Source organism: Blastococcus sp. SYSU D00695 (genome assembly GCF_054050555.1).
In genome coordinates, this window is record NZ_JBJGZP010000009.1 from 36,952 (window position 1) to 60,131 (window position 23,180).

Annotated in this window: 20 protein-coding genes and 1 tRNA gene; 12 read left to right on the plus strand and 9 right to left on the minus strand. The window is 76.5% G+C overall.

Annotation, left to right across the window (positions count from 1 at the left end; translation table 11 throughout):
• Nucleotides 1-10: 10 nt before the first annotated feature.
• From ACI781_RS08185 to ACI781_RS08195, 3 genes are all read right to left on the minus strand, one after another.
• Nucleotides 11-979 carry a beta-ketoacyl-ACP synthase III gene (locus ACI781_RS08185; protein WP_456565587.1) on the minus strand — a complete coding sequence of 323 codons (969 nt, stop codon included), beginning with the start codon at nt 977-979 and terminating at the stop codon, nt 11-13.
• Nucleotides 976-2,178, minus strand: coding sequence for an acyltransferase domain-containing protein (locus ACI781_RS08190; RefSeq protein WP_456565588.1), 1,203 nt, complete (start codon nt 2,176-2,178; stop codon nt 976-978). Before ACI781_RS08190 ends, ACI781_RS08185 begins: the two co-directional genes overlap by 4 nt.
• Nucleotides 2,179-2,454: 276 nt before the next feature.
• Nucleotides 2,455-3,660 (minus strand): PucR family transcriptional regulator, encoded by a 1,206-nt coding sequence (locus tag ACI781_RS08195; RefSeq protein WP_456565589.1) that lies wholly within the window; start codon nt 3,658-3,660, stop codon nt 2,455-2,457.
• A gap of 18 nt (nt 3,661-3,678) precedes the next feature.
• Here ACI781_RS08195 and ACI781_RS08200 point away from each other — a divergent pair, with 18 nt between their 5' ends.
• Nucleotides 3,679-4,368, plus strand: coding sequence for a phosphatase PAP2 family protein (locus tag ACI781_RS08200; RefSeq protein WP_456565590.1), 690 nt, complete (start codon nt 3,679-3,681; stop codon nt 4,366-4,368).
• Entirely contained in the window at nt 4,365-4,871 is a 507-nt protein-coding gene (locus ACI781_RS08205) for a pirin family protein (protein WP_456565591.1), read from the plus strand. The genes ACI781_RS08200 and ACI781_RS08205 overlap by 4 nt, the downstream gene beginning before the upstream one ends.
• Before the next feature lie 88 nt (nt 4,872-4,959).
• On the opposite strand, the gene aceE is transcribed toward ACI781_RS08205, so the two are convergent.
• Nucleotides 4,960-7,773 (minus strand): pyruvate dehydrogenase (acetyl-transferring), homodimeric type, encoded by a 2,814-nt coding sequence (gene aceE, locus ACI781_RS08210; RefSeq protein ID WP_456565592.1) that lies wholly within the window; start codon nt 7,771-7,773, stop codon nt 4,960-4,962.
• Nucleotides 7,774-8,088: 315 nt separating this feature from the next.
• On the opposite strand from aceE, the gene ACI781_RS08215 reads away from it, so the two are divergent.
• The 3 genes from ACI781_RS08215 to ACI781_RS08225 all read left to right on the plus strand — a co-directional run bounded on the left by ACI781_RS08215 (nt 8,089) and on the right by ACI781_RS08225 (nt 9,194).
• The gene (locus tag ACI781_RS08215) at nt 8,089-8,514 is read left to right on the plus strand and encodes a DUF3052 domain-containing protein (protein WP_456565593.1); all 426 of its coding nucleotides are present in this window, start codon (nt 8,089-8,091) and stop codon (nt 8,512-8,514) included.
• Nucleotides 8,515-8,596: 82 nt separating this feature from the next.
• Complete coding sequence (locus ACI781_RS08220; RefSeq protein ID WP_456565594.1) at nt 8,597-9,052, plus strand: peroxiredoxin; 456 nt, start codon at nt 8,597-8,599, stop codon at nt 9,050-9,052.
• A gap of 70 nt (nt 9,053-9,122) precedes the next feature.
• Nucleotides 9,123-9,194 (plus strand) — tRNA-Val (locus ACI781_RS08225).
• 46 nt (nt 9,195-9,240) lie between these two features.
• Here ACI781_RS08225 and ACI781_RS08230 read toward each other — a convergent pair.
• Nucleotides 9,241-10,044, minus strand: coding sequence for an esterase/lipase family protein (locus ACI781_RS08230; protein WP_456565595.1), 804 nt, complete (start codon nt 10,042-10,044; stop codon nt 9,241-9,243).
• 193 nt (nt 10,045-10,237) lie between these two features.
• Between ACI781_RS08230 and ACI781_RS08235 the strand changes: the two genes are divergently transcribed.
• The gene (locus ACI781_RS08235; protein WP_456565596.1) at nt 10,238-11,143 is read left to right on the plus strand and encodes an alpha/beta fold hydrolase; all 906 of its coding nucleotides are present in this window, start codon (nt 10,238-10,240) and stop codon (nt 11,141-11,143) included.
• A gap of 12 nt (nt 11,144-11,155) precedes the next feature.
• Here ACI781_RS08235 and ACI781_RS08240 read toward each other — a convergent pair whose 3' ends face one another.
• From ACI781_RS08240 to ACI781_RS08250, 3 genes are all read right to left on the minus strand, one after another.
• Nucleotides 11,156-12,559, minus strand: coding sequence for a WS/DGAT/MGAT family O-acyltransferase (locus tag ACI781_RS08240; protein WP_456565597.1), 1,404 nt, complete (start codon nt 12,557-12,559; stop codon nt 11,156-11,158).
• Between the two features lie 119 nt (nt 12,560-12,678).
• Entirely contained in the window at nt 12,679-13,677 is a 999-nt protein-coding gene (locus tag ACI781_RS08245) for an alpha/beta fold hydrolase (protein WP_456565598.1), read from the minus strand.
• A 48-nt stretch (nt 13,678-13,725) separates the two neighbouring features.
• On the minus strand, nt 13,726-15,684 hold the full coding sequence (locus ACI781_RS08250; RefSeq protein WP_456565599.1) for an FUSC family protein: 1,959 nt from the start codon (nt 15,682-15,684) through the stop codon (nt 13,726-13,728).
• A 100-nt stretch (nt 15,685-15,784) separates the two neighbouring features.
• Here ACI781_RS08250 and ACI781_RS08255 point away from each other — a divergent pair, with 100 nt between their 5' ends.
• The 6 genes from ACI781_RS08255 to nadA all read left to right on the plus strand — a co-directional run bounded on the left by ACI781_RS08255 (nt 15,785) and on the right by nadA (nt 20,849).
• Nucleotides 15,785-16,276, plus strand: a complete 492-nt coding sequence (locus ACI781_RS08255) for a GNAT family N-acetyltransferase (RefSeq protein ID WP_456565600.1) — start codon at nt 15,785-15,787, stop codon at nt 16,274-16,276.
• A complete protein-coding gene (locus tag ACI781_RS08260) occupies nt 16,273-17,127 on the plus strand; it encodes a Nif3-like dinuclear metal center hexameric protein (protein ID WP_456565601.1) in 855 nt (284 codons plus the stop codon). The genes ACI781_RS08255 and ACI781_RS08260 overlap by 4 nt, the downstream gene beginning before the upstream one ends.
• A gap of 4 nt (nt 17,128-17,131) precedes the next feature.
• The gene (locus ACI781_RS08265) at nt 17,132-17,872 is read left to right on the plus strand and encodes a zinc ribbon domain-containing protein (RefSeq protein ID WP_456565602.1); all 741 of its coding nucleotides are present in this window, start codon (nt 17,132-17,134) and stop codon (nt 17,870-17,872) included.
• Between the two features lie 43 nt (nt 17,873-17,915).
• On the plus strand, nt 17,916-19,025 hold the full coding sequence (locus ACI781_RS08270; protein ID WP_456565603.1) for a bifunctional RNase H/acid phosphatase: 1,110 nt from the start codon (nt 17,916-17,918) through the stop codon (nt 19,023-19,025).
• A gap of 96 nt (nt 19,026-19,121) precedes the next feature.
• Nucleotides 19,122-19,712, plus strand: coding sequence for a dihydrofolate reductase family protein (locus ACI781_RS08275; protein WP_456565604.1), 591 nt, complete (start codon nt 19,122-19,124; stop codon nt 19,710-19,712).
• A 105-nt stretch (nt 19,713-19,817) separates the two neighbouring features.
• Nucleotides 19,818-20,849 carry a quinolinate synthase NadA gene (nadA, locus tag ACI781_RS08280; RefSeq protein WP_456565605.1) on the plus strand — a complete coding sequence of 344 codons (1,032 nt, stop codon included), beginning with the start codon at nt 19,818-19,820 and terminating at the stop codon, nt 20,847-20,849.
• Nucleotides 20,850-20,888: 39 nt separating this feature from the next.
• Here nadA and ACI781_RS08285 read toward each other — a convergent pair whose 3' ends face one another.
• Complete coding sequence (locus ACI781_RS08285) at nt 20,889-23,156, minus strand: putative bifunctional diguanylate cyclase/phosphodiesterase (protein ID WP_456565606.1); 2,268 nt, start codon at nt 23,154-23,156, stop codon at nt 20,889-20,891.
• Between the last annotated feature and the right edge of the window lie 24 nt (nt 23,157-23,180).

Sequence of the window (23,180 nt, forward strand, 5' to 3'; positions counted from 1 at the left end):
CGGGGACCGGTCAGGGGAGGCGCAGCACCTGGCCGGCGAAGGTGAGGCCGGCGCCGTAGCCGAGCACCAGGGCCAGGTCGCCGCTCTTGGCCTCGCCCGACTCCAGCAGGGCCTCCAGCGCCAGCGGGATGGACGCGGCCGAGGTGTTGCCGGTGCGGACGATGTCGCGGGCGACGACGGTGCGGTCGCCGAAGCCCAGCCGCTTGTGCATGAGCTCGATGATCCGCAGGTTGGCCTGGTGCGGCGCGAACACGTCGATGTCCTCGGGCCCGACGCCGGCGGCCTCCATGGCCTCGGTCAGCGTGGCGGTCAGCCGCGTGGTCGCCCAGCGGTAGACGGCCTGGCCGGCCATCACCATCTTGCCGGTGCCGCCGACGATCTCGATCGCGGAGTACTGGTCGCCGTCGCTGCCCCAGGCGACCGGGCCGATGCCCGGCTCGTCGGCGGCGCCGACCACCGCGGCCCCGGCGCCGTCGGCGAAGATCACCGCGGTGGCCCGGTCGTCCATGTCGGTGACGTCGGTGAGCCGCTCGGCGCCGACGACGAGCACGTTGCGCGCCGCGCCGGCCCGGATGGCGTTGCTGGCCATCTCCAGGGAGTAGCAGAACCCGGCGCAGCCGGCGTTCAGGTCGAAGGCGCCGGGGCGGGGGATGCCCAGCCGGTCGGCGACCTGCGGGCCGATGCCCGGGATGGGGTGGCGCAGGCTGGCACTGGCCAGCACGACCATGCCGACCTCGTCGGGGGCCAGGCCGGAGGCGGCCAGCGCCTTGCCGCCGGCCGCGACGGCCATCTCGACGAGCGTCTCGTCCTCCGACGCCCAGCGGCGCTCGGCGATGCCGACCCGGGTCTGGATCCACTCGTCGTTGGTGTCCATGACCTGCGCCAGCTCGTCGTTGGTGACCCGGCGCCGGGGGCGGTAGCCGCCGAAGCCGAGGATCCGGGCCCCGGGGGCGCCGGTCTTCAGGCGGATGGTGGTCATGCCGGCACCTCCGGGTACAGACGGGCGATCGGGTCACCGGCGTCGACGAGGTCGCCCTCGTGCACCAGCCACTCGGCGAGGACACCGGCGTAGCCGGCGGAGACCCCGACCTCCTCGCGCCGGCTGCGGATGCAGCCCAGCGGGGCGCCGGCGGGCACGTGGGTGCCCTCGGCGATCTCCGCAGGGGCGACGGTGCCGCGGGCGGGGGCGACGACGACCCGCCAGTCCGGGGCGTACTGGGCCTCGGCGCGGCCGCGCTCGGCCGCGATGAGCTCCCGGGCGCGGTCGAGGTCGGCCGGGCCGCTGACGGCCAGCACCTCGATGCCCGAGCCCTTCCACTCGCGCTTCGCCAGCCCGGCCAGCGCGCCGGCGGGCGGGAGCTCGATCGCGGCGGTGACGCCGAGGTCGCGCATGGTGGCCAGGCAGGCGTCGAAGCGCACCGGGCTGGTGACCTGGCTGACCAGCCGCGCCAGCGCGTCGGCGCCGGTGGTCACGGCCGCGCCGTCGGCGTTGCTGAGCAGCAGCCGGCTCGGGTCGGCCGGCCGCAGCCCGCCGACCAGGCCCTCCAGCTGCTCGCGGGCCGGGGCCATGTGCTCGGTGTGGAAGGCGCCGGCGACCGACAGCGGCATGACCCGGGCCTTGGCCGGCGGGTCGTCCCGGAGGGCTGCCAGGCCCTCCAGCGGGCCGGCGACGACGGTCTGCCCGGCGCCGTTGAGGTTCGCCGCGACCAGGCCGTGCCGCTGCAGGGCCGCGGCCAGCTCGTCGGGGTCGCCGCCGAGGACGGCGGACATGCCCGTCGGCGTCAGGGCGCAGGCGGCGGCCATCGCGCGGCCGCGGACGGCGGTCAGCGCGATCGCGGCCTCGACGCTCAGCACGCCCGCCAGCGCGGCGGCGGTCAGCTCGCCGACGCTGTGGCCGGCGATGACGACGTCCCGCCCGGCGTGCGGCGTGTGCTGCACCGGGCCGGGCAGCCCGCCCAGCTCGCGGGCGACGAAGAGGCTCATCGCGACGACCAGCGGCTGGGTCACCGCCGTGTCCTTGATGGCCTCGGCGTCCCCGGTCGTGCCGAGGGTCAGGAGGTCGGCGTCGGCGATCGCACCGGCCCAGCGGAAGAAGGACTCTGCGCCGGGGAGCTCGAGCCAGTCGGTCAGCATCCCGGGCTTCTGCGCACCCTGTCCGGGGGCGAGGACGGCCAGCACGCCGTCCACCGTGCCAGGCCGGGGCCCCCGGCGCGGGTGAGGACCGGCACGAAACCACACGGGCGCTCTTTGGAGGATTCCTCCAAAGAGGCTGCCGCGACAGGCCCCGAGGAGGGGTGCTCGGTGGTGGCACCACACTGTGCGCGCCCGGGCGGCGGGGCGAGGCGCGCCCCCGCCCCGCGGCACCGCCGCCCCGTCGGGGCGGGTGCCGGGCTGCAGCACGGCACCCGCGCCCGGGCGGCGGCACCGCTGCGGGAGGTCCCCTCCGGGCGCGCCTCAGTGCCAGAGGGAGCGCTCGCCGCCGAGACGGGAGAGGGCCAGCGCCACCTGCAGGGTCCAGCCGCCGCGGGGGTCGGTCGCCCAGGAGCCGGTCAGCTCGGCGGCCCGCTTGAGCCGGTAGCGGACGGTGTTGGGGTGCACGAACAGCGCCCGGGCGCTGGCCTCGAGGTTGCCGCCGCTGGCCAGGACGGCGCCGACGGTCTCCAGCACCTCCCCGCCGGCGGCCTGCAGCGGGAGGGCGATCCGCTCCTCCAGGGTGGCCCGGGCCAGCGGGTCACCGTCCAGCGCCCGCTCGGGCAGCAGGGCGTCGGCGTCCACCGGCCGGGGCGCCCCGGGCCAGGCCGGTGCGGCACGCAGCCCGGCCAGCGCGGCGGCGGCGGACTCCGGTGCCCGCGCCAGCCCCTCGACGACCGGCCCGACCACCACCGGGCCGGGGCCGAACTCCTCGGCGACCCGGTCGGCGACGCCGGGCAGGTCCTCGGCCCCGCCGAGGACGACGACCAGCTGCTCGGCGTGCACCCCGACGAGCACCTCGCTGCGCATCGAGCGGGCGGCCCGGCGGGCGGCGGCGTGCGCGTCGCGGTCCGACGGCGCGGCGCCGACCAGCACCGTCACCGGGGTCGTCGCCGACCAGCCCAGCGCCGCGGCGCGGCCGGGCAGCTCCTCGGACCGCTCGCCCCGGACCAGCGCGTCGACCACCAGCGCCTCCAGCCGCGCGTCCCAGGCGCCGCGGTCCTCGGCGAAGGTGGCGTACACGTGTGCGGTGGCGAAGGCGACCTCGCGGCTGAAGACGAGCACGGCCATCCGCAGCGCGTCGGCGTCCCCGGGCTCGGCGACCTCGCGGACGTGGTCGTCGATGACCTCGACGACCACCTTGACCAGGTCGACCGTCTGCTTGAGCGGGACCGCCCGCACGAGCTCGCGCGGCGCCGCCCCGAACACCTCGCCGGTCAGCCGCGGCGGGCGGGCGGGGTTGCGGCACCACTCCACGAGCGAGGCGATGCCGGCCTGCGCGACGAGCATGACCCAGGAGCGCTGGTCGGCCGGCATGGTGCGGAACCAGGGGAGCTGGTCGTCCATGCGCGCGACGGCCTGCGTCGCGATCGCCCCCGACGCCCGCTCCAGCCGGCGCAGGGTGCCGGGCGAGGGCCCGGTCACGGCGGCGGGGTCGTCCACGTCGGCCAGCGTGTCACGCCCAGCCACGTCGGGGAGAGTGGGGCCGTGCAGCAGCTGACCACCGGTGTCGCCCCGCGGACCCGCGCCCGCGCGCTGGCCGCGATCGCCGCCGGCCTGACGGTGCTCCTGCTGCTCGGCGCCGGCGTGGTCACCGGGCTCGACGCGCAGATCCGGCTCGACGGTGCGGTCAGCCGCGCGCTGTACGCCGGCGACGACCGGTCGGTGGCGCTGGACCGGCTGCTCGAGGTGCTCACCGCTCCGGGGACGACGCTCGTGCGGGTCGTCGTCGCCGCGCCCGTCGTGCTGTGGCTGGTGCTCCGGGGCCGCTGGCGCCCGCTGCTGTGGGTGGTGCCCGCGCTGTGGCTGATCGGCCCGGTCACGCACGGTCTCAAGCAGCTCGTCGGACGCGCCCGGCCGGCGTTCGAGGGCGGCGGGCTGGAGTACGGCGGGTCGAGCTTCAGCTTCCCGAGCGGGCACTCCTCCGGGATCGCGACCCTCGTGACCGTCGCGCTCGTCCTCGCCTGGCCGCGGCTCACCGCGGCCGCCCGGCGGATCGCGCTCGTCGCCGGCGTCGCCCTGGTGGTGCTGGTCGGGCTGACCCGCATGTGGCTGGGCGTGCACTTCCTCTCCGACGTCCTCGGCGGGTGGGCGCTGGGCGTGGCCTGGTCGCTGGGGCTGGCGCTGCTGCTGGGCGGCCTGCCCGGCGGTCCGGCCGCGCTGGAGCCCCGGCGGTGACGGCGCTGTCGTCGCGGGTGCTGGTGGAGAACGCCGACGGCGCGCTGGGGCCGCTGCTGCGGATCGCCGACGACCGGCTCGCCCCCGGCGCCGGCTACGGGGTGCACGAGCACCGCGCGGTCGACGTCGTCGCCGTCGTCCTGGCCGGGTCGCTGCGCCACCGCTGGGTCGGGGAGGCGGAGCTGACCGAGGGGGACGTCGCCGTCCTGCGGGCGGGGGCGGGGTTGTCCCACGACGAGGTCGCCGGCGACGGCGGCGCGCGGGTGCTGCAGTGCTACCTGCGGGCGGCGGACCCGGCCGCCCCGCCGTCGCACGCGGTGGTGCGCGCCGCGGCCGGCTGGGTGGACCTCGGTCGCCCCGACGCGCGGCTGTGGCTGGGCGCCGGGGCGCCGCCGCCGGGGCTGCGGCTCGCGGTGGGGGAGGAGCCGGCCGTCGTCGGCGGGTCCGGGGGGCGCAGCGTCGTCTGGCGGCTGGACACCGGCCGTCCCGCCTGGGCCGAGTGACCCCACCTGCCGCCGAGATCGGCGATCTCGGCGGCATCAGGGCTCGATGCCGCCGAGACCGCCGATCTCGGCGGGGCGGGGCGGGTGCTCAGGTCGCCGGCGAGGGGTCGGTGCGCTCCTCGGCCGGGGCGGCCTGCACGTCGCGCACCTGGTACTTCTCCACCGCCTGGCGGACGACGTCGCCGTCCACCTCGCCGCGGCGGGCCAGCGAGGCCAGCGTGCGGACGACGATCGACTCGGCGTCGACGTGGAAGTGCCGGCGCAGCGCCGGGCGGGTGTCGGAGAGGCCGAACCCGTCGGTGCCCAGCGTCGCCATCCCGCCCGGGACGAAGGGCGCGATCAGGTCGGGGACGGCCTTCATCCAGTCCGACACCGCCACGACCGGCCCGGGCGCGTCCTGCAGGCACTGCGTGACGTAGGGGGTGCGGACCTCCTCGCCGGGGTGCAGCAGGTTCCACTCCTCGCACTCGTCGGCCTGGCGGCGCAGCTCGTTCCACGAGGTCACCGACCACACGTCGGCCGACACCCCCCAGTCCTGGCGCAGCAGCTCCTGCGCCCGCAGCGCCCACGGGACGGCGACGCCGGAGGCCAGCACCTGCGCCCGCGGGCCGTCCCCGGTGCCCGGCGCGTACCGGTACATGCCGGCCAGCAGGCCCCGGACGTCGAGGCCCTCGGGCTCGGCCGGCTGCACGAACGGCTCGTTGTAGACCGTCAGGTAGTACATGACGTCCGGCGACCGGTCCCCGCCCAGCGGGGCGCCGGGGTCGGTGCCGTACATCCGCAGCAGCGCGTCGCGGGTGATGTGCGCGACCTCGTGGGAGAACGCCGGGTCGTAGGCCACTACCGCCGGGTTGGTCTGCGCCAGCAGCAGCGAGTGCCCGTCCTCGTGCTGCAGGCCCTCGCCGTTGAGCGTCGTGCGCCCGGCCGTGGCGCCGAGGACGAAGCCGCGGGCCATCTGGTCGGCGGCGGCCCAGAAGCTGTCGCCGGTCCGCTGGAACCCGAACATCGAGTAGAAGATGTAGATCGGGATCATCGGCTCGCCGTGGGTCGCGTACGAGGTGCCGACCGCGGTGAACGACGCCGTCGAGCCGGCCTCGTTGATGCCCTCGTGCAGGATCACGCCCTGCTCGGACTCCTTGTAGGCCAGCATCAGCTCGCGGTCGACCGAGGTGTACCGCTGCCCGGCCGGGTTGTAGATCTTGTGCGACGAGAACAGGGAGTCCAGGCCGAAGGTGCGGGCCTCGTCCGGGATGATCGGCACGAAGCGCGGGCCGAGCTCGGGGTCCTTGAGCAGTTCCTTGAGCAACCGGACGAACGCCATCGTCGTGGCGACCTCCTGCTTGCCCGAGCCGCGGCGCAGGACGTCGAGGGCCTTGTCCTCGGGGGCCTTGAGCGGCTTGGACTCCGAGCGCCGCCGCGGCACCGCCCCGCCGAGGGCCCGGCGCCGCTCGAGCATGTACTGCATCTCGTCGGAGTCGGGGTCGGGCCTGAAGTAGGGCGGCAGGGTCTTGTCCAGCGCCTCGTCCGGGATCGGCAGGTAGAGGCGGTCGCGGAAGCCGGCCAGGTCCTCGGCGGTCAGCTTCTTCATCTGGTGCGTGGAGTTGCGGCCCTCGAAGTGGCTGCCCAGCGTCCAGCCCTTGATGGTCTTGGCGAGGATGACCGTCGGCTGGCCCTTGTGCTCCATCGCGGCCTTGTAGGCCGCGTACATCTTCCGGTAGTCGTGCCCGCCGCGGGAGAGGTCCCAGACCTCCTTGTCGCTCAGGTCCTCCACGAGCCTGCGGGTGCGCGGGTCCTGGCCGAAGAAGTGCTCGCGGACGAAGGCGCCGTCCTCGGCCTTGTACGTCTGGTAGTCGCCGTCGGGCGTGGAGTTCATGAGGTTGACCAGCGCGCCGTCGCGGTCGGCGGCGAGCAGGGCGTCCCACTCGCGGCCCCAGATCACCTTGATGACGTTCCAGCCGGCCCCGCGGAAGAAGGACTCCAGCTCCTGGATGACCTTGCCGTTGCCGCGCACCGGGCCGTCGAGCCGCTGCAGGTTGCAGTTGACGACGAAGGTGAGGTTGTCCAGCTCCTCGCGGGCGGCCAGGCCGATGACGCCGAGCGACTCGGGCTCGTCCATCTCGCCGTCGCCGAGGAACGCCCAGACGTGCTGGTCGGAGGTGTCCTTGATGCCGCGGTCGTGCAGGTAGCGGTTGAACCGGGCCTGGTAGACGGCGTTCATCGGGCCCAGGCCCATCGAGACGCTGGGGAACTCCCAGAAGTCCGGCATCAGCCGCGGGTGCGGGTAGGAGGACAGGCCGCCGCCGGGGTGGCTGACCTCCTGGCGGAAGCCGTCCAGCTGCTGCTCGGTCAGCCGGCCCTCGAGGAAGGCGCGGGCGTAGATGCCGGGGGAGGCGTGCCCCTGGAACCAGATCTGGTCGCCGCCGCCGGGGTGGTCCTTGCCGCGGAAGAAGTGGTTGAAGCCGACCTCGTACAGGGAGGCGGAGGACGCGTAGGAGGAGATGTGCCCGCCGACGCCGATCCCCGGCCGCTGCGCGCGGTGCACCATGATCGCGGCGTTCCAGCGGATGTAGGCGCGGATGCGCCGCTCGATGTGCTCGTCGCCGGGGAACCAGGGCTCCCGCTCGGGCGGGATCGTGTTGATGTAGTCGGTGCTGCGCAGCGCGGGCACGCCCACCTGCTGCTCCCGGCTGCGCTCCAGCATCCGCAGCATCAGGTAGCGGGCGCGGCCCCGGCCGGCGTGGTCGACGACCGCGTCCAGCGACTCCAGCCACTCCTGCGTCTCGTCGGGATCGGTGTCGACCAGCTGGCTCGGGAGCCCGTCGGTGATGACCGCGCGGGCACTGCCGGGGACGGGACCTGCATCGCGGGCGGGGTCGCCGCCCGACTGCTGCGGTGCGCTCATGGACCCATCCTCCGCCGCGCGCCGGTCGCCGTCACGTACACGCCCAACAGACGGGACGGCGTCGTGTCGCCCGCCGCCACCCGCGTGGGGGTCGCCGTCCGACCTTGCGCTGGACCCGGCATGCCCTACGCTTCCGCCCACGTGGCCCGACACCCCGGGTCCACGCCCGGCCGAGGGACGACAGGGAGGTGACATGGCCAGGCTGCGGGGATCCGTCCCGCCGGTCGTGTCCGTCCCGTGGCGCCCGGCCGCCACGCCTCCCGCCCTCGCCATCGCAGGGCGGCCCCCCACCACACCCATGGAGGAACAGCAGGGATGAGCGTCGACTCGGGCAGCGCCGGCATGGCGGCCCGGCTGGGCATCAAGCCGGGCATGGTCGTGCAGGAGCTCGGCTGGGACGAGGACGCCGACGACGACCTGCGCGACTCCATCGTCGAGGTCTCCGGCAGCGAGATGGTCGACGAGGACACCGACGAGGTCGCCGACGTCGTCCTCCTGTGGTGGCGCGAGGACGACGGCGACCTGTTCGACGCCCTCACCGACGCCCTCACCTCGCTGGCCGACGACGGCGTCGTGTGGCTGCTGGTCCCCAAGTCGGGCCGGCCCGGGCACGTCGAGCCCGGGGACGTCACCGAGGTGGCCCCCACCGCGGGCCTGCAGCAGACCAGCAGCATCTCCGCGGCCAAGGAGTGGTCCGGCATCCGCCTGGTCACCCCCAAGGCCGCCCGCAGCCGCCGGTAGGCCCCCCGTCCCGCACCCCTCGCGGGCCCCCGCGAGGGGGTCTGTCCCGGCCCCCGGCCCGGGGTGCGGCACGATCGGGGACATGAGCCTCTCCGTCGGTGACCGCGCGCCCGAGTTCAGCCTCCCCGACCAGGACAAGCAGGTCGTCTCCCTCGCCGGGCTGCGGGGGAAGCCGGTCCTCGTCGTCTTCTATCCCTTCGCCTTCTCCGGCATCTGCACCGGCGAGCTGTGTCAGCTGCGCGACGAGCTCGCCGACTACACCGACGCCGGCGTGCAGGTCGTGGCCATCAGCACCGACCCGGTCTTCAGCCTCAAGGCGTTCAAGGAGCAGCAGGGCCTGCCCTTCCCGCTGCTGTCGGACTTCTGGCCGCACGGCACCACCGCGCAGGCCTACGGCGTGTTCAACGAGAAGGCGGGGATGGCCGTGCGCGGCACGTTCCTCGTCGACGCCGAGGGCGTCGTCCGCTTCGCCGAGGTCAACCAGCCCGGGGACGCGCGCGTCCAGACCGGCTGGAAGGACGCCGTCGCGGCGCTGTGATCCCGGGGTCGCCGGGGCGCAGCGTGCTCCGGCGACCCCCGTGCGCCCGGCTCCCTAAGCTGGGGGCGCGGGGCGCGTAGCTCAGCGGGAGAGCTCTCGCCTTACAAGCGAGCGGTCGCCGGTTCGATCCCGGCCGCGCCCACAGGACCCGCCCGGTCGCGGTGGCGGCTGCCCGTGACCGCGCCGGGTCAGGCCGCGGAGGCGGCCAGCGGCGAGTCGGCGACGGGCACGTCGGGGCGCGGGAAGACCGGCCGCAGCACCGTCGGGGCGCGGAACGGGGTCCAGCTGCCGTCGGGCTGGGCCAGCCGGTCGGCCACCGCGTAGACGACCGCGGGGTGGTGCCCCAGACCCAGGTGGCTGGCGTGCACGGCGATGTTCTCCGCCCGCGGGCCGGGCGTCTCCAGGCAGGTCTGCCAGTGCACGATGCCGTCGGCGTGCGAGTAGATCGACGTCGTCGGGACCGGCAGCGGGGTGCACTCGCTCTCCAGCGGGAACGACACCGAGTCCACGTGCAGGTGCGCGAAGCGGTTGAACACCTTGGCCGCGCGGGTCTGCGACTCGCACGTCAGCCGGAACGGGCTGCCCATCGTGACGACCTGGCGCACCGAGTCCGGCGTCGCCCGGGCCAGCTCGCGGGCGAAGATCCCGCCCAGGCTCCAGCCGATGAGGTTCACCGGCCGGCCGTAGCGGTCGGCGAGCTCGTCCAGGCGCCGGCGCATGCCGTCCACGCAGGTCGGGGTCGGGCCGATGTTGCGTCCCAGCCGCCAGCCGTGGACGCGGTGGTCCAGCCGCCGCAGCGTCGCGCGCAGGGTGCGGGTGGAGGCGTCGTCGGCCAGCAGGCCGGGGATCACGAGCACCGGGTCGCCGTGGCCGTGCGGGAGGGCCTGCAGCAGCGGCCGCGCGGCCAGGTACAGGCCGTAGTCGGCCACCGCCCGCCCTGGCTCGCTCAGGTAGAGCGGGAGCGCGGGGCCCCCAGTGCGCTGTCGTGCCACGGTTGCGTCCTCCTCGTCGACCGGCGCTGGTCGGGGTCCGGTTACCCGCGGGCCACCTGACCGCACACCCGCCGGGACCCACCGGTTTCCTCGGCAGGCGGGTGTGGCGGCCGACACAGTGTCGTCCCACCGGCCCCAGCTGCCCCGCGCGCTCGCGCGGGCGGGACCGGCGGCGGCGTGCCACGGTGGACGGGTGGACGAGACGCCGGGCCCCGGCCGGCCGGGGACCCTGGACCTCGACGGCCCGGTGCACCACGTCGACTACGGCGGGGCCGCCGGTCCGACCGTCGTCCTGGTGCACGGGCTGGGCGGCTCGCACCTCAACTGGGACCTGCTGGCGCCGCTGCTGACCCCGCACGCCCGCGTGCTGGCCCTGGACCTCCCCGGCTTCGGCCGCAGCGAGCCGGGCGGGCGGCGGGCGAGCGTCCCGGCCAACGTGCTCGTCCTCGACCGGTTCCTGCGGGCGGTGGCCGACGGGCCGGTCGTGCTGGTCGGCAACTCGATGGGCGGGATGGTGTCCGCCTTCGCCGCCGCGCGGTCACCCCAGCGGGTGCGCGGCACCGTCCTGCTCGACCCGGCGCTGCCCGGGCCGCGGCGCGCCGTCGACCCGGCGGTCGCCCGGCAGTTCGCCGGGTACGCCGTTCCCTTCCTCGCCGAGCGCCTGCTCTGGCTGCGGCGGGTGCGCACCACGCCGCTGGCCCGCGTGCGCGGCATGCTCGAGCTGAGCGGCGTCGACCCCGACACGCTGCCGCCGGAGCTGCTCGACCGGTCGGTGGCTCTGCTGGAGGAGCGCCGCGACGTCGCGGGCATGGACCGGGCGTTCCTGGCCGCGGCGCGCTCCCTGCTGGGGGTGCTCGCCGACCCCCGCCGCTACCGGGAGGCGATGGCGTCGATCTCCGGTCCGGTGCTGCTCGTGCACGGCGACCGGGACCGGCTCGTGCCGGTCGAGGCGGCACGCGAGGCCGCCCGACGGCACCCGGGGTGGCGCTACGTCGAGCTGGCCGACGTCGGGCACGTGCCCCAGCTGCAGGTCCCGGAGGTCACCGCGGGCCACGTGCTGGCGTGGCTGCGCGACACGGGACTGGCCGCCGCCGGCTGACCGGCCTCCCGGTCACCGCCCGGACGCCCCCGAGCTCGCCGACCGGGCCTTGGCGGCGAGCTCGTCGATGCCGCGGCGGATGCCGGAGGACAGGACGTCGACGTCCGGGAAGCCGTCGAAGTCGGCGTTGACCCCGAAGGTCATGGCGTCGAGGTAGCTGAAGATCCCGATCGACACCCGCGTGCCGCCGGCGATCGGCACGTAGGCGTACGCCGAGCACATGCGCCGGCCGAGCACGTACAGCGGCACGCGCGGGCCGGGCACGTTGGTGGTGACCGCCTGCGCGTAGAACTGGCCGGCCTGCAGCGCCGCCCGGACACCGAGCGACAGCAGGGTCGGCGCGACGTAGTCGCCCATCGCGATGATCGACCGGGCGTCGACCAGCTGCATCGTCCGCTTGTACTCGTCCATCTGGGCCCGCACGGACGCCAGCCGGGCGACCGGGTCCCGCTCGGCCACCGGCAGGTCGACGAAGACCGCGGAGATGCGGTTGTCCATCCGGCCGCGCTCGCTGGCCCGGCGCATCGACACCGGCACCATCGAGCGCACGACCAGCCCGTCGCGCAGCGACCCCCGGCGCTCCAGGAGGTCCCGGAACCCGGCCGTGATCGCCGCGAGGACGACGTCGTTGACCGTGCCGCCCAGCGCCGTGCGGATCCCCTTCAGCTCGTCGAACTGCGCCTGCGTCCACGCCCAGCGGCGGTGCGGGCCGATCGGGCCCGACAGCGAGCGGGCGACCGGTGTCGTGAGCTGCCGCGCGACCGCCGGCACGGTCCTGGCCAGCGACCGCCCGCTGCCGAGCACCGTCTTCGCCATGCCGCCGAGGCCGGGGCCGCCCGCCCCCGAGGCGAGCTGGCGCAGCGGCGCGGTGAGCGCGTCCTGCACGGCGCCCGCGAGGACCTCCGCCCCGGACGGCGGCCGCTGCGGGCTCCAGTCCTGCGGTTCGGGGTGCGTGGCGTCGGGGGTCAGGTCGAACATCAGCTGCATCAGGTCGGTCCCGGCGATGCCGTCGACCATGCAGTGGTGGACCTTGGAGATGAGGGCCCAGCGGCCGTCGGCCAGTCCCTCGACCAGCCACAGCTCCCACAGCGGCTTGGCCAGGTCCAGCCGCTGGCCCAGCACCCGGCCGGCCAGGTTGCGCAGCTGCTCGTCGGTGCCGGGACTCGGCACCGCGGTGTGCCGCACGTGGTAGAGCACCTGGAAGTGCGGGTCGTCCACCCACACCGGCCGGCCCAGCTGCAGGGGCACCGGGCGCACCCGCTGCCGGTACCGCGGCACCAGCGGCAGCTTGCCGAGCAGCAGCCGGATCACCTCGCCGTAGGTGGGGGCGGGGCCCTCGAACACGGAGACGGAGCCCACGTGCAGCGGGGTGTTCTCGCTCTCCGCGAAGTAGAAGCCGGCGTCCGTCGGGCTCATGCGGTCCACGGGGCCTCCTCCCGCCCCGGTGGGGGCGTGCCGGTGTCAGCTGTGCGGCGAGCCAACCGCTGATCGCCGGTGCCCGCAATCGCAGCCGGGCCGCCACCCGGGCGCGGGCGTCAGCCGGTCCGAGCGCCGCGCAGCCGCTCCTCGACGCGGTCCAGCAGTCGCGCCAGCGCCCCGTCGACGACGTCGGGCCGGGTGAGGTTCACGCTGTGCCCGGCGCCGGGGACGACGACCAGCTCGGCGTCGGGCCCGAGCAGCCCGGCCAGGCGGCGGCCGTGCTCGACGGGGGTGAGCCGGTCGTCGGTACCGGCGACGACGGTGGTCGGCACCCGCCCCAGCACGGGCAGGGCGGCGCTCTCGTCGTGGTCGAGGAACGTCGACCAGAACGCCAGCGTCACCGTGTACGGCGTCTCCTCCAGCAGGTCGGCGACCAGGCGGACGTCGGCGGGGTCGGCGTCCTGGCTGCCGAACAGGTACCGGCGGGTGACCCAGCGGCCCAGCGCCGTCCCGCGGCGGCGGGTGCGCTCCAGCAGCGGCGCGACGACCTGCAGCCAGCGCAGCCACGGGCCGAGCAGGTGCAGCCGCCGGACCACGGCGAGGAACCGGCCGACCGCGCCGGTGCGCGCCAGGCCGCCGGCGGAGGTGGCGAGCAGGAAGGCGCCGACCACGCGGGTGCCGAACAGCTCCGGGCGCTGGCGGGCCAGCGCCATGACGCTCATCCCGCCCATCGAGTGCCCGGCCAGCACGACCGGCCCCCGCGGGACGACCGCGTCCAGCACCTGCCCGAGGTCGCGGCCGGTGCGGTCGATGGTGGCGGCGGTGAGCCGGGTCCAGCCGGAGCGCCCGTGGCCGCGCTGGTCCCAGAGCACGAGCCGGGCGCGGTCGCGCAGCGCGGCCCGCTGCCCGTCGAACTCCGCGAGGCGGGCGGTGAAGCCGTGCGAGAGGACGACGGTGAGCGGGGCGGTGCCGCCCCCGCCCGCCCCGCCGTCCGCGGGGCCGTCGACCTCCACGTGCAGGTCCACGCCGTCGTCGGTGCGGACGGTGGTGGACCCGGGCGGCGGGGGACCGGGCGGGCCGGGGACGGGCGCGTCGACGCCGGGCGGCAGGGGCACGCGCCGGTGCTGCCCGGGACGGGCGTCGGCCAACCGGGGCCGGCGCGCTCAGGCCGCCGCGCGGCGCCCGGGAGCGGCCTCCCGGACCAGCCGTCTGGCGGCGTCGACCTCGCGGGCCAGCGGCGCGAGCACGCCCTCGGCGAGGATCTCCGCGTCGTCGGGCGCCCGGTCGGCGCGGACGTCGTCCCGCAGGCGGGAGATCGCCCGCCGGACCGCGGCCACCTGCCCCGGGTCGGGGGGCGGCTCGCCGGTACGCACCGCGATCACGCCCTCGGTCACGGCGTCGGCGGCGCGCTCCAGCTGCACGATCACCGGCCACCAGGCGGCGGCGCGGGTGCTGATCGGCGGCGGCTCGGCCAGCCGCCGCTGCAGCTGCGTCTGGACCTCGGTCAGCGCCCGGTAGGTGCGCCGGCGGGCGCGGCGGGCCTGGGCGGCGTCGCCGCCGAACGCCGCCCCGGCGAAGGCCTCCAGCGCGGTGGTCGCGTCGCGCAGCGCCTCGTCCAGCGGCGCCCGCCAGGTCTGCGGCCACAGCGCGTAGCCGACGACCAGCACGATGAGGCAGCCGACGAGGGTGTCGAGCACCCGGGCGGCGACCAGCCCCGGGCCGCCGGCCAGCGCGAGGTCGAGCAGCAGGATGATCACCGGCGTCTGGAACACCGAGAACAGGCCGAAGTTGGCGGCGCGGGCCCAGGGCAGCAGGCCCGCCGCGACGGCCATCGCCACCAGCACCCAGGCGTCGCGCGGCAGCACCGCGAGCAGCAGCGAGCCGATGAGGACGCCGAGCACGGTGCCCACCCCGCGCTGCACCGCCCGCGTGAACACCGATCCGAAGTCGGGTTTGAGCACGATCGCGACGGTGAGCAGCACCCAGTAGGGGCGCTCCAGCGGCAGCAGCTGCCGGGCCACCTCCGCGGTCGTCATGCACAGCGTCAGGCGGAGGGCGAACGAGCGGCTGTCGGGGCTGGCCACCGTGCGGTCGGCGAGGTCGCGCAGGCGGGTGCGCCGGTCCAGCGCGGGCAGCTCGACGGCCGCGCCGGCCCGCTCCTCGGGGTCCCCGACGACGTTCCACGCCAGCCGCAGGCCGTGCCGCACCGCGCGCCGGGTCGGCGGCCCGTCGTCCAGCGGCGCCGGCCGCTGCGCCGGCAGCTCCCGCGCGCCGGTGACGGCGGCGGCCAGCGCGTGCACCGCCGTGACGTCGTGCGGGTCGGCCGGCGCCCCGGCGCGGACGGCGGCCACGGTGCCCTCCACCAGCGGGGCGGCGGCGTTGAGCACCCCGGCCAGCTCCGACAGCTGGCGGCTGCGCCCGGCGGTCGAGCTGCGGCTGCGGATGACCCGGTCGTAGGCCGCGTTCAGAGCGGCCGTCAGCCGTCGGCGCGCCTCGTCGGTCCGCTCGCCCTCGGCGGTGCCGGCCAGCGCCAGGAGCTCGCCGATGCGGCCGAAGACGGCGGCCACCGCGGTCCGGTCGGGGTCGTCGCGCTCGACCGCGGCCTGCACGAGCGTGGTGAGCAGCGCCCAGCCGGCCCCGGCGAAGAAGAACCCGATCTCCGCGGCGGTCGACAGGGGGCTGACCAGCCCCGAGGCCAGGGCGGTGTAGACCAGCAGCTGCAGCGAGCCCAGCGACAGCGCCGCGTTCACCGTGCTCAGCAGCGCCGCGACGGCCGACACCAGCGCGATCACCAGGATCGGCTGCCAGCCGTCGCCGACCGCGTACTGCCCGACCAGCAGCCCGGCGGCGCCGCAGGCGGTGGCCGCCAGCGTGCGCCGCAGCCGGTCGCGCAGCGGCCCGCCCATCGGGGCCAGGCAGGCGGCCAGGGCGCCGGTCGTGCCGAAGACGCCGGCGCCGAGCTCCGGGCCCGCCGTGACGCCGCCGGCCACGAGCACCGCGACGGCCAGGGGCATGGGCACGGTCACGGCGAACCGCAGCACGTCGGGCCAGGGGATCGCCGGGGGAGTGGTGCGGACCAGCTCCTCCAGCCACGCCGGTGCCCGCAACGACCGCTCCGCCACGGGGTGCCCATCCCCGGGCCCGGCCCGCTCCAACCACCGCCGGGAGGGGGTGGACGAAACCGGGCGACGAGCGGGCCGGGCCCTGGCAGGGTGGCCGGCCGTGGACCCCGACGTGCGGCTCGCCGAGCCCGCCGACCTCGCGGCGCTGCCGGGGATCGAGGCGGCCGCGGACACCCTCTTCGAGGCGCTCGGCATCACCGACCTGCCCGCCCCCGCACCCGCGGAGGAGCTCGCCCGGGCGTGGCGGGTCCTCGTGGCCGGGCGGCCGCCGCGGGGGCTGGCCGTCCTCTCCCGGCTGGACGGCGACGTGCACCTGGACCAGCTGTCGGTGCACCCCGCCGCCATGCGCCGCGGGCTGGGTGCGGCGCTGCTGACCGCCGCGCTCGACCAGGCCCGGGAGGCCGGTGCCCGCAGGCTCACCCTGACCACCTACGCCGACGTCCCGTGGAACGCCCCCTGGTACGCCCGGCACGGGTTCGTCCCGGCGACGGAGGTCGGCCCGGGGCTGGCGGCCGTGGTCCGCGCCGAGGCCGCTCTGGAACGGCACGGGCGCCGGGTGGTGCTGGCGCGCTCGGTTAACGTCCGGCGGTGACCGCAACGCTGGGCGAGGTCGTCGCCGCGCTGGAGGCCCGCTACGACCCGGCGCTGGCCGAGGACTGGGACGCCGTCGGGCTCGTCTGCGGCGACCGGGACGACCCGGTCGAGCGGGTCGTGTTCGCCGTCGACCCGGTCGCCGCCGTCGTGGACGAGGTGGTGGCCTCGGGCGCGGGCCTGCTGGTCACCCACCACCCGCTCTTCCTGCGCGGCGTGCACGGGGTGCCCGCCGACGACCCCAAGGGCCGGCTGGTGCACCGCCTGGTCCGCGCCCGCGCCGGCCTGTTCGTGGCGCACACCAACGCCGATCGCGCCCCGGGCACCGGGGTGAACGACGCGCTCGCGGAGGTGCTCGGCCTGGTGGACGCCGTCCCGCTGGAGCCGGCGGGGTCCGACCCCCGCGCCGGGCTGGGGCGGGTCGGCCGGCTGCCCGCGCCGCTGCCGCTGGCCGGGTTCGCCGCCCGCGCGGCCGCGGCGCTGCCGGCCACCGCGGGCGGCGTGCGGGTGGCCGGCGACCCGGAGCGGCCGGTCACGACCGTGGCGGTGTGCGGCGGCAGCGGCGGCTCGCTGCTGGCCGCGGCCGCCGCGGCCGGTGCCGACGTCCTGCTCACCAGCGACCTGCGGCACCACCCCGTCTCCGAGGCCGGCGAGGCCGCCGCGCTCGCCCCCGGTTCCCCCGCCCTGGTCGACGTCGCGCACTGGGCGACCGAGTGGCCGTGGCTGCCGGTCGCGGCGCGGACGCTGGCCGCGGACCTCGGCGGCCGGGTCGAGGTCCTGGTCTCCCGGGAGCGGACCGACCCCTGGACGGCGCACGTCGCCCAGGACGGGGCCCCGGGACCGGTAGGTTGAGCCGGTGAAGGCCGACCACTTCGACCAGCAGAAGCTGCTGGCCCTCGCCGCCGAGGACGTCGCGCTCACCCAGCTCGCGCACCGGCGGCGCACCCTGCCCGAGGCGGCGGCCGTCGAGGCCGCGGCGGAGGCCGAGCGGGACACCGCCGGCGCCGTCGTCCGCGCCGAGACCGAGGTCCGCGACCTGCAGCGGGAGGTCGCCCGGCTCGAGGCCGACGTGGAGACCGTGCGGGCCCGCGCGGCCAAGGACCAGAAGCTGCTGGAGTCCGGCAGCGTCTCGGCCAAGCAGATGACCGACCTGCAGCACGAGCTGGAGTCGCTGCAGCGGCGCCAGTCCGACCTGGAGGACTCCGAGCTCGAGCTCATGGAGCAGGTCGAGACCGCCGAGGCGACGCTGGCCCGGGCGCAGGAGGCGCACGGCACCGCCCGGGAGGCGCTGGCCCGCGCCGAGCAGCTGCGCGACGACGCCCTGGCCGACGTCACGGTCCGCACGTCCGACCACGAGGGCACCCGCGCCTCGGCCGCGGCCGCCGTCTCCCCGCCGCTGCTGGCCCTCTACGACCGGATCCGCGCCCAGACCGGCACCACCGGTGCCGCGCTGCTGCAGGCGCGCCAGTGCCAGGGCTGCCGGATCGAGCTCAACGGCCGCGACCTCGCCGCCGTGCGCAACGCCGACCCGCACGAGGTCGTGCGGTGCGAGAACTGCGGTCGGATCCTCGTCCGCACGGCCGAGTCCGGGCTGTGAGGACGGGCGGGGGAGCGGCGGGCGCGGCCGGGCGGGGGCCGCGGTGAGCGGCCGGTTCGTGGTGGAGGCCGACGGCGGGTCGCGGGGCAACCCGGGCCCGGCCGGGTACGGCGCGCTGGTCCGCGACGCCGCCACCGGCACGGTGCTCGCCGAGCGGGCGGCCAGCGTCGGGCGGGCCACCAACAACGTCGCCGAGTACGGCGGCCTGGTGGCCGGCCTGCAGGCGGTGCTCGACCTGACCGGCGCCGGCGCGGGGACCGCGCGGGTCGAGGTCCGGATGGACTCCAAGCTGGTCGTCGAGCAGATGTCGGGGCGCTGGAAGGTCAAGCACCCGGACATGCAGAAGCTCGCGGTGCAGGCGCAGGCGATCGCCCGGCAGCTCGGCGAGGTCCGCTACACGTGGGTGCCGCGGGCGCAGAACGCCGCGGCCGACGCCCTGGCCAACAGCGCGATGGACGGCCGGCCGGTGCACCGCGACCTGGCCGCGGAGCCCAGCCGCACCGAGGACGACGTCCAGCCCGCCGCTCCCGAGCGCGAGCCCGCCGTCACCACCGTGACGCACCTGCTGCGGCACGGGCAGACCGAGCACACCCCCGAACGCCGGTTCAGCGGCCGCAACGAGCTGCCGCTGTCGGCGATCGGCCGTGCGCAGGCCGAGGCCGCCGCCGAGCGGGCCGCGGGGCTGGGGATCGACGTCGTCGTCGCCTCGCCGCTGCGTCGGACCCGCGAGACCGCGGAGATCGTGGCCGCCCGGGTGGGGCTGCCGGTCCTGTTCGACGACGACCTCGTCGAGATGGACTTCGGCGACCTGGAGGGGCTGACCGCCGACGAGGCGCGGCGCCGGCACCCGCTGGCGGCGCGGCGCGTGTTCAGCGAGGTCGACGTCCCCACGCCGGGCGGCGAGTCGATCGCCGACGTGAGCCGCCGGGTCGCCCGCGCCCGGGCGCGCGTGCTGCACGAGCACCGCGGCCGGACGGTGCTGCTGGTCAGCCACGTGACGCCGATCAAGCTGCTGCTGGCCGCCGCGCTCGACGTCGACGACGCGGTGGTGCACCGCGTGTTCCTCGCCGCGGCGTCGCTGTCGACGGTGGCCTGGTCCACCGACGGCCGGCACTCGGTGCGCCTGGTCAACGACGTCTCGCACCTGCCCTGATCCCGGCGCGCCGGCGGCCCGGCCGATGAGCCGGCCGCCCGCGAGCCGTCCTACCGGCGGACGGCCCCACCGGGGCCGGGGACGAGGAGGTGCGCCATGGGCGCGGTGGTGCTGTTCGCGGCGGTGTCGCTGGACGGGTTCGTCGGCCGGGACGACGACATGCCCGGCCCCCTGTTCGACTGGTACGGCAACGGCGACGTCGAGGTGACGTTCACCGACCGGGCCCGCCCCTTCTCCGTCACGGCGCCCACCGCGGAGTTCCTGCGCGAGTTCGCCGGCCGGGTGGGGGTCATGGTGTGCGGCCGCCGGCTGTTCGACCTCACCGACGGCTGGGGAGGGGTCCCGCCCAACGGCGAACACGTCGTCGTCGTCACCCACCGGCCCGCGACGGACTGGGCGCACGCGGGCACGGCGCCGTTCTCCTTCGCGCCCGACGTCCGGACGGGCGTCGAGCGGGCCCGGGAGCTCGCCGGGGACCGCGACGTGACCGTCTCGGCCGGCGACGTCGGCGGGCAGGCCCTGCGGGAGGGACTGGTCGACCGGGTGGTGCTCGCCCAGGTGCCGGTCGTCCTGGGCTCGGGCCGGCCCTACTTCGGCGCCGGCGGACCCCCGGAGGTGCGGCTCGCCGACCCGCAGGTGGTGCAGGGCAGCCGGGTGACGTTCCTGACCTACGACGTCCTGCGCTGAGGGAAGGCGGCCGCGGGCGGCGGGCGTTGCACCTGGTGCCCCGGCCGCGGACCCCGCCGCGGTCCCGGGGATCATGTGGCCACCGCCCGACCCCCTGGAGACCGTGTGACCCCGACGATCGCGCCCGCCACCCCCGCCGTCACCGGCGACGAGCGCACCCTCTCGCCCGCCGAGTACGAGAGCTGGGCCGCGGAGGTGCGGCGCCTGGCCGACGAGCGCGGCGCGGTGGTCCTGGCGCACAACTACCAGGTCCCCGAGATCCAGGACGTCGCCCACCACACCGGTGACTCGCTGTACCTGTCGCGGGTCGCGGCGCAGACCGACGCCCGCGAGATCGTCTTCTGCGGCGTCCACTTCATGGCCGAGACGGCGAAGATCCTCTCGCCGGACAAGACCGTGCTGCTGCCCGACCACGCCGCCGGCTGCTCGCTGGCCGACAGCATCACCGCCGAGCAGCTGCGCGAGTGGAAGGCCGAGCACCCGGGCGCCGTCGTCGTCAGCTACGTGAACACGACCGCCGCGGTGAAGGCCGAGACCGACATCTGCTGCACCTCGTCCAACGCCGCCGACGTCATCCGCTCGATCCCGGCCGACCGGGAGATCCTGTTCCTGCCCGACCAGTTCCTCGGCGCGCACGTGAAGCGGGTGACCGGGCGCGAGGACATCCACGTGTGGGCGGGGGAGTGCCACGTGCACGCGGGCATCAGCCCCTCCGACGTCCGCGCGCAGGTCGCCGCGCACCCGGACGCCGAGATCCTGGTGCACCCCGAGTGCGGCTGCACCACCTCCGTGCTGGACCTGGTGAGCCACGGGGACCTGCCCGCCGACCGCACCCGGGTGCTGTCCACCGGCGGCATGGCCGAGGCCGCGGCGCGGACGACGGCCGGCCAGGTCCTCGTCGCCACCGAGGTCGGGATCCTGCACCAGCTCCGGGCCCTCAACGCCGGCACCCAGTTCATCCCGATGAACGACCGGGCGGCCTGCCGCTACATGAAGATGATCACGCCGGCGAAGCTGCTGGACACGCTGCGCACCGGCGAGGGCGCCGTCGACGTCGACCCGGAGACGGCCGCGCGGGCGCGCCGCGCGGTCGAGGCGATGATCGCGATCGGCGAGCCGGGCCGCGGCGGCGAGTAGCGGTGCCGTCGGGTCGGCCCGGTGTGGCCGGCCCGGTGGTCAGTACCGGGAGCGGCCCGACGGCACCCGGCGGGCGGCCAGCCAGGTCTCCAGCGCGGCGGCCGGCAGCGGGCGGGCGTGCAGGTAGCCCTGGCTCTCGTCGCAGCCGAGCGCGGCCAGGCGGGCGAGGGTCCGCTCGTCCTCGACGCCCTCGGCGACCACGCGCAGGCCGAGCCGGTGGGCGAGCTCGACCGTGCTCACCACGATCGCCTCGGTGCGCGCGTCGGCGACCAGGTCGGCGGTGAAGGAGCGGTCGAGCTTGAGCTCGCTGACCGGCAACTCGCGCAGGTAGGCCAGCGAGCAGTAGCCGGTGCCGAAGTCGTCGATGCTCAGGCCGACGCCGAGGGCGCGCAGTGCGGCCAGCACCGCGTGGCTGCGGTGGGGGTCGCTGAGCAGCACCGACTCGGTGACCTCGAGGACCAGCGACGCCGCGGGCACACCGTGCACCAGCAGCAGCTCGGTGACCCGCTGGGGGAGCGCGGTGTCCAGCAGGTTGCTCGCCGACAGGTTCACCGAGACGCGCAGGTCCAGGCCGTCGTGGCGCCAGCGGGCCAGCTGCGTCACCGCCGCGGCCAGGACCCGGTCTGTCAGGGGCCCCATCAGCCCGTGCGCCTCGGCGGCCGGCAGGAAGTCGGCCGGGCCGAGCAGCCCGCGCCGCGGGTGGTCCCAGCGCACGAGGGCCTCCACGCCGACGGTCTCCCCCGTGGCGACGTCGACCTGCGGCTGGTGCACCAGGACCAGCTGGCCGGAGTCCAGGGCGGTGCGCAGCTCCTCGACGAGGGCCAGGGTGGTGGCGCCGCCGGCGTGGACGTCGTCGTCGTACAGCGCCCAGCCGCGGCCGGTGCGCTTGGCGTCGTACATGGCGGCGTCCGCCTCGCGCAGCAGCCGGGCCGGGTCGTCGCCGGTCCCGGAGGTGCCCGCCGTCGTCACGCCGATGCTGGCGCCGACGTGCACCGGCATGCCGGCGACGGTGAACGGCTCGGTGAGGTCGGCGGCCAGCCGGGCGCACAGCGCCTGCGCCGTCACCTCGGGACGGACGCCGGGTTCGACGACCGCCACGATCGCGAACTCGTCGCCGCCCAGCCGACCGAGCAGGTCACCGGCGCGGACGACGCCGGTGAGGCGGCCGCCGACCAGCCGCAGCAGGTCGTCGCCGGCGCCGTGGCCGAGGCCGTCGTTGACCTCCTTGAACCGGTCGAGGTCCAGCAGCGCGAAGACGAACGGGACCCCGCCGTCGACCAGTTCCTGAGCCCGGCGCTGGACGGCGCGGCGGTTGGCCAGGCCGGTGAGGTCGTCGGTCAGCGCCTCGCGCCGGCTGACGGCGAGCGTCGCCAGCTCGCGGACGTTCACCAGCAGCCGGAGGCTCGCGCCGGCGGCCGCGAGCGCGGCGCACCAGACGGCGGCGGGGACCGGGCGTCCGGTGGCGGCGACCGCGAGCACGCCGACGGAGGAGGTGATGACGACGAACGCCCCGATGGTGGAGGACGCGGGGTCGGTGGCCCGCGGGACGGCGGCCGAGGGGCGGAGCGCGGCGGCGACGGTCAGGAGGAGCGCGCCCATGGCCGTGGCGGCCGGCGCCCAGGCCGGCCGCTCGCCGGTGGCCACGGTGGCGAGGGCGCCGGCGAGGACCGTGAGGAAGAAACCGGCCACCAGCCATGGCCTCGCGTCCCGGCGCATGGCGCCCAGGAAGGCCGCCGAGGCGGCGGTCCCGGCCAGCACGAAGGTCGCCGCCACCTGCGCCAGCAGCGGCAGGAGGTGGGGCTCGGTCAGGGCGGCGGCCGCCCAGCCGGTGCGGTGCAGCACCAGGGCGAGCACCGCCACGACGGCGAGCAGCGCCGAGATCCCGTTGAGGAGGTCGTCGGGGTCGGCCAGGCCGGTGCTGTACCGGTTCCACAGCACCAGCCCGCCGTAGAAGAAGGGGAACGCGGCCACGGGCGCCCAGGGGAGGAGGGTCCCGGCCGGCTCGGCGAGCGCGGGGACCAGCGTCGCGACGATCCCGACGGCGAGGAGACCGGCGACGGTGGCGCCGCCCAGCGCCAGGCGCAGCCACACGTCCCGGTCGTGCGGCACCCGGCGGGCACGCCACAGCAGGACGGCGGCCGCGCCCAGGTGCAGCGGGAGGGTCAGCAGCACGCGGCCCGTCGTCCCGGCGGGCGGCATCGCGTCGGCCGCGGAGACGACGAGCTGCACGGTGGTGCCGGCCGCGACGGTGGCGAGAGCCCAGCGCGGCACGCCGGGCAGCAGCCGCGGACGCGAGAGGGCGGGCATGCCTCCCCATCGGCCGGTGCGCGC

Coding starts and splice junctions, on each gene's coding strand:
- ACI781_RS08185 (WP_456565587.1), bottom strand. CDS start 979: ATGACCACCATCCGCCTGAAGACCGGCGCCCCCGGGGCCCGGATCCTC.
- aceE (WP_456565592.1), bottom strand. CDS start 7,773: ATGAGCGCACCGCAGCAGTCGGGCGGCGACCCCGCCCGCGATGCAGGT.
- ACI781_RS08215 (WP_456565593.1), top strand. CDS start 8,089: ATGAGCGTCGACTCGGGCAGCGCCGGCATGGCGGCCCGGCTGGGCATC.
- ACI781_RS08220 (WP_456565594.1), top strand. CDS start 8,597: ATGAGCCTCTCCGTCGGTGACCGCGCGCCCGAGTTCAGCCTCCCCGAC.
- ACI781_RS08240 (WP_456565597.1), bottom strand. CDS start 12,559: ATGAGCCCGACGGACGCCGGCTTCTACTTCGCGGAGAGCGAGAACACC.
- ACI781_RS08275 (WP_456565604.1), top strand. CDS start 19,122: ATGGGCGCGGTGGTGCTGTTCGCGGCGGTGTCGCTGGACGGGTTCGTC.
- ACI781_RS08285 (WP_456565606.1), bottom strand. CDS start 23,156: ATGCCCGCCCTCTCGCGTCCGCGGCTGCTGCCCGGCGTGCCGCGCTGG.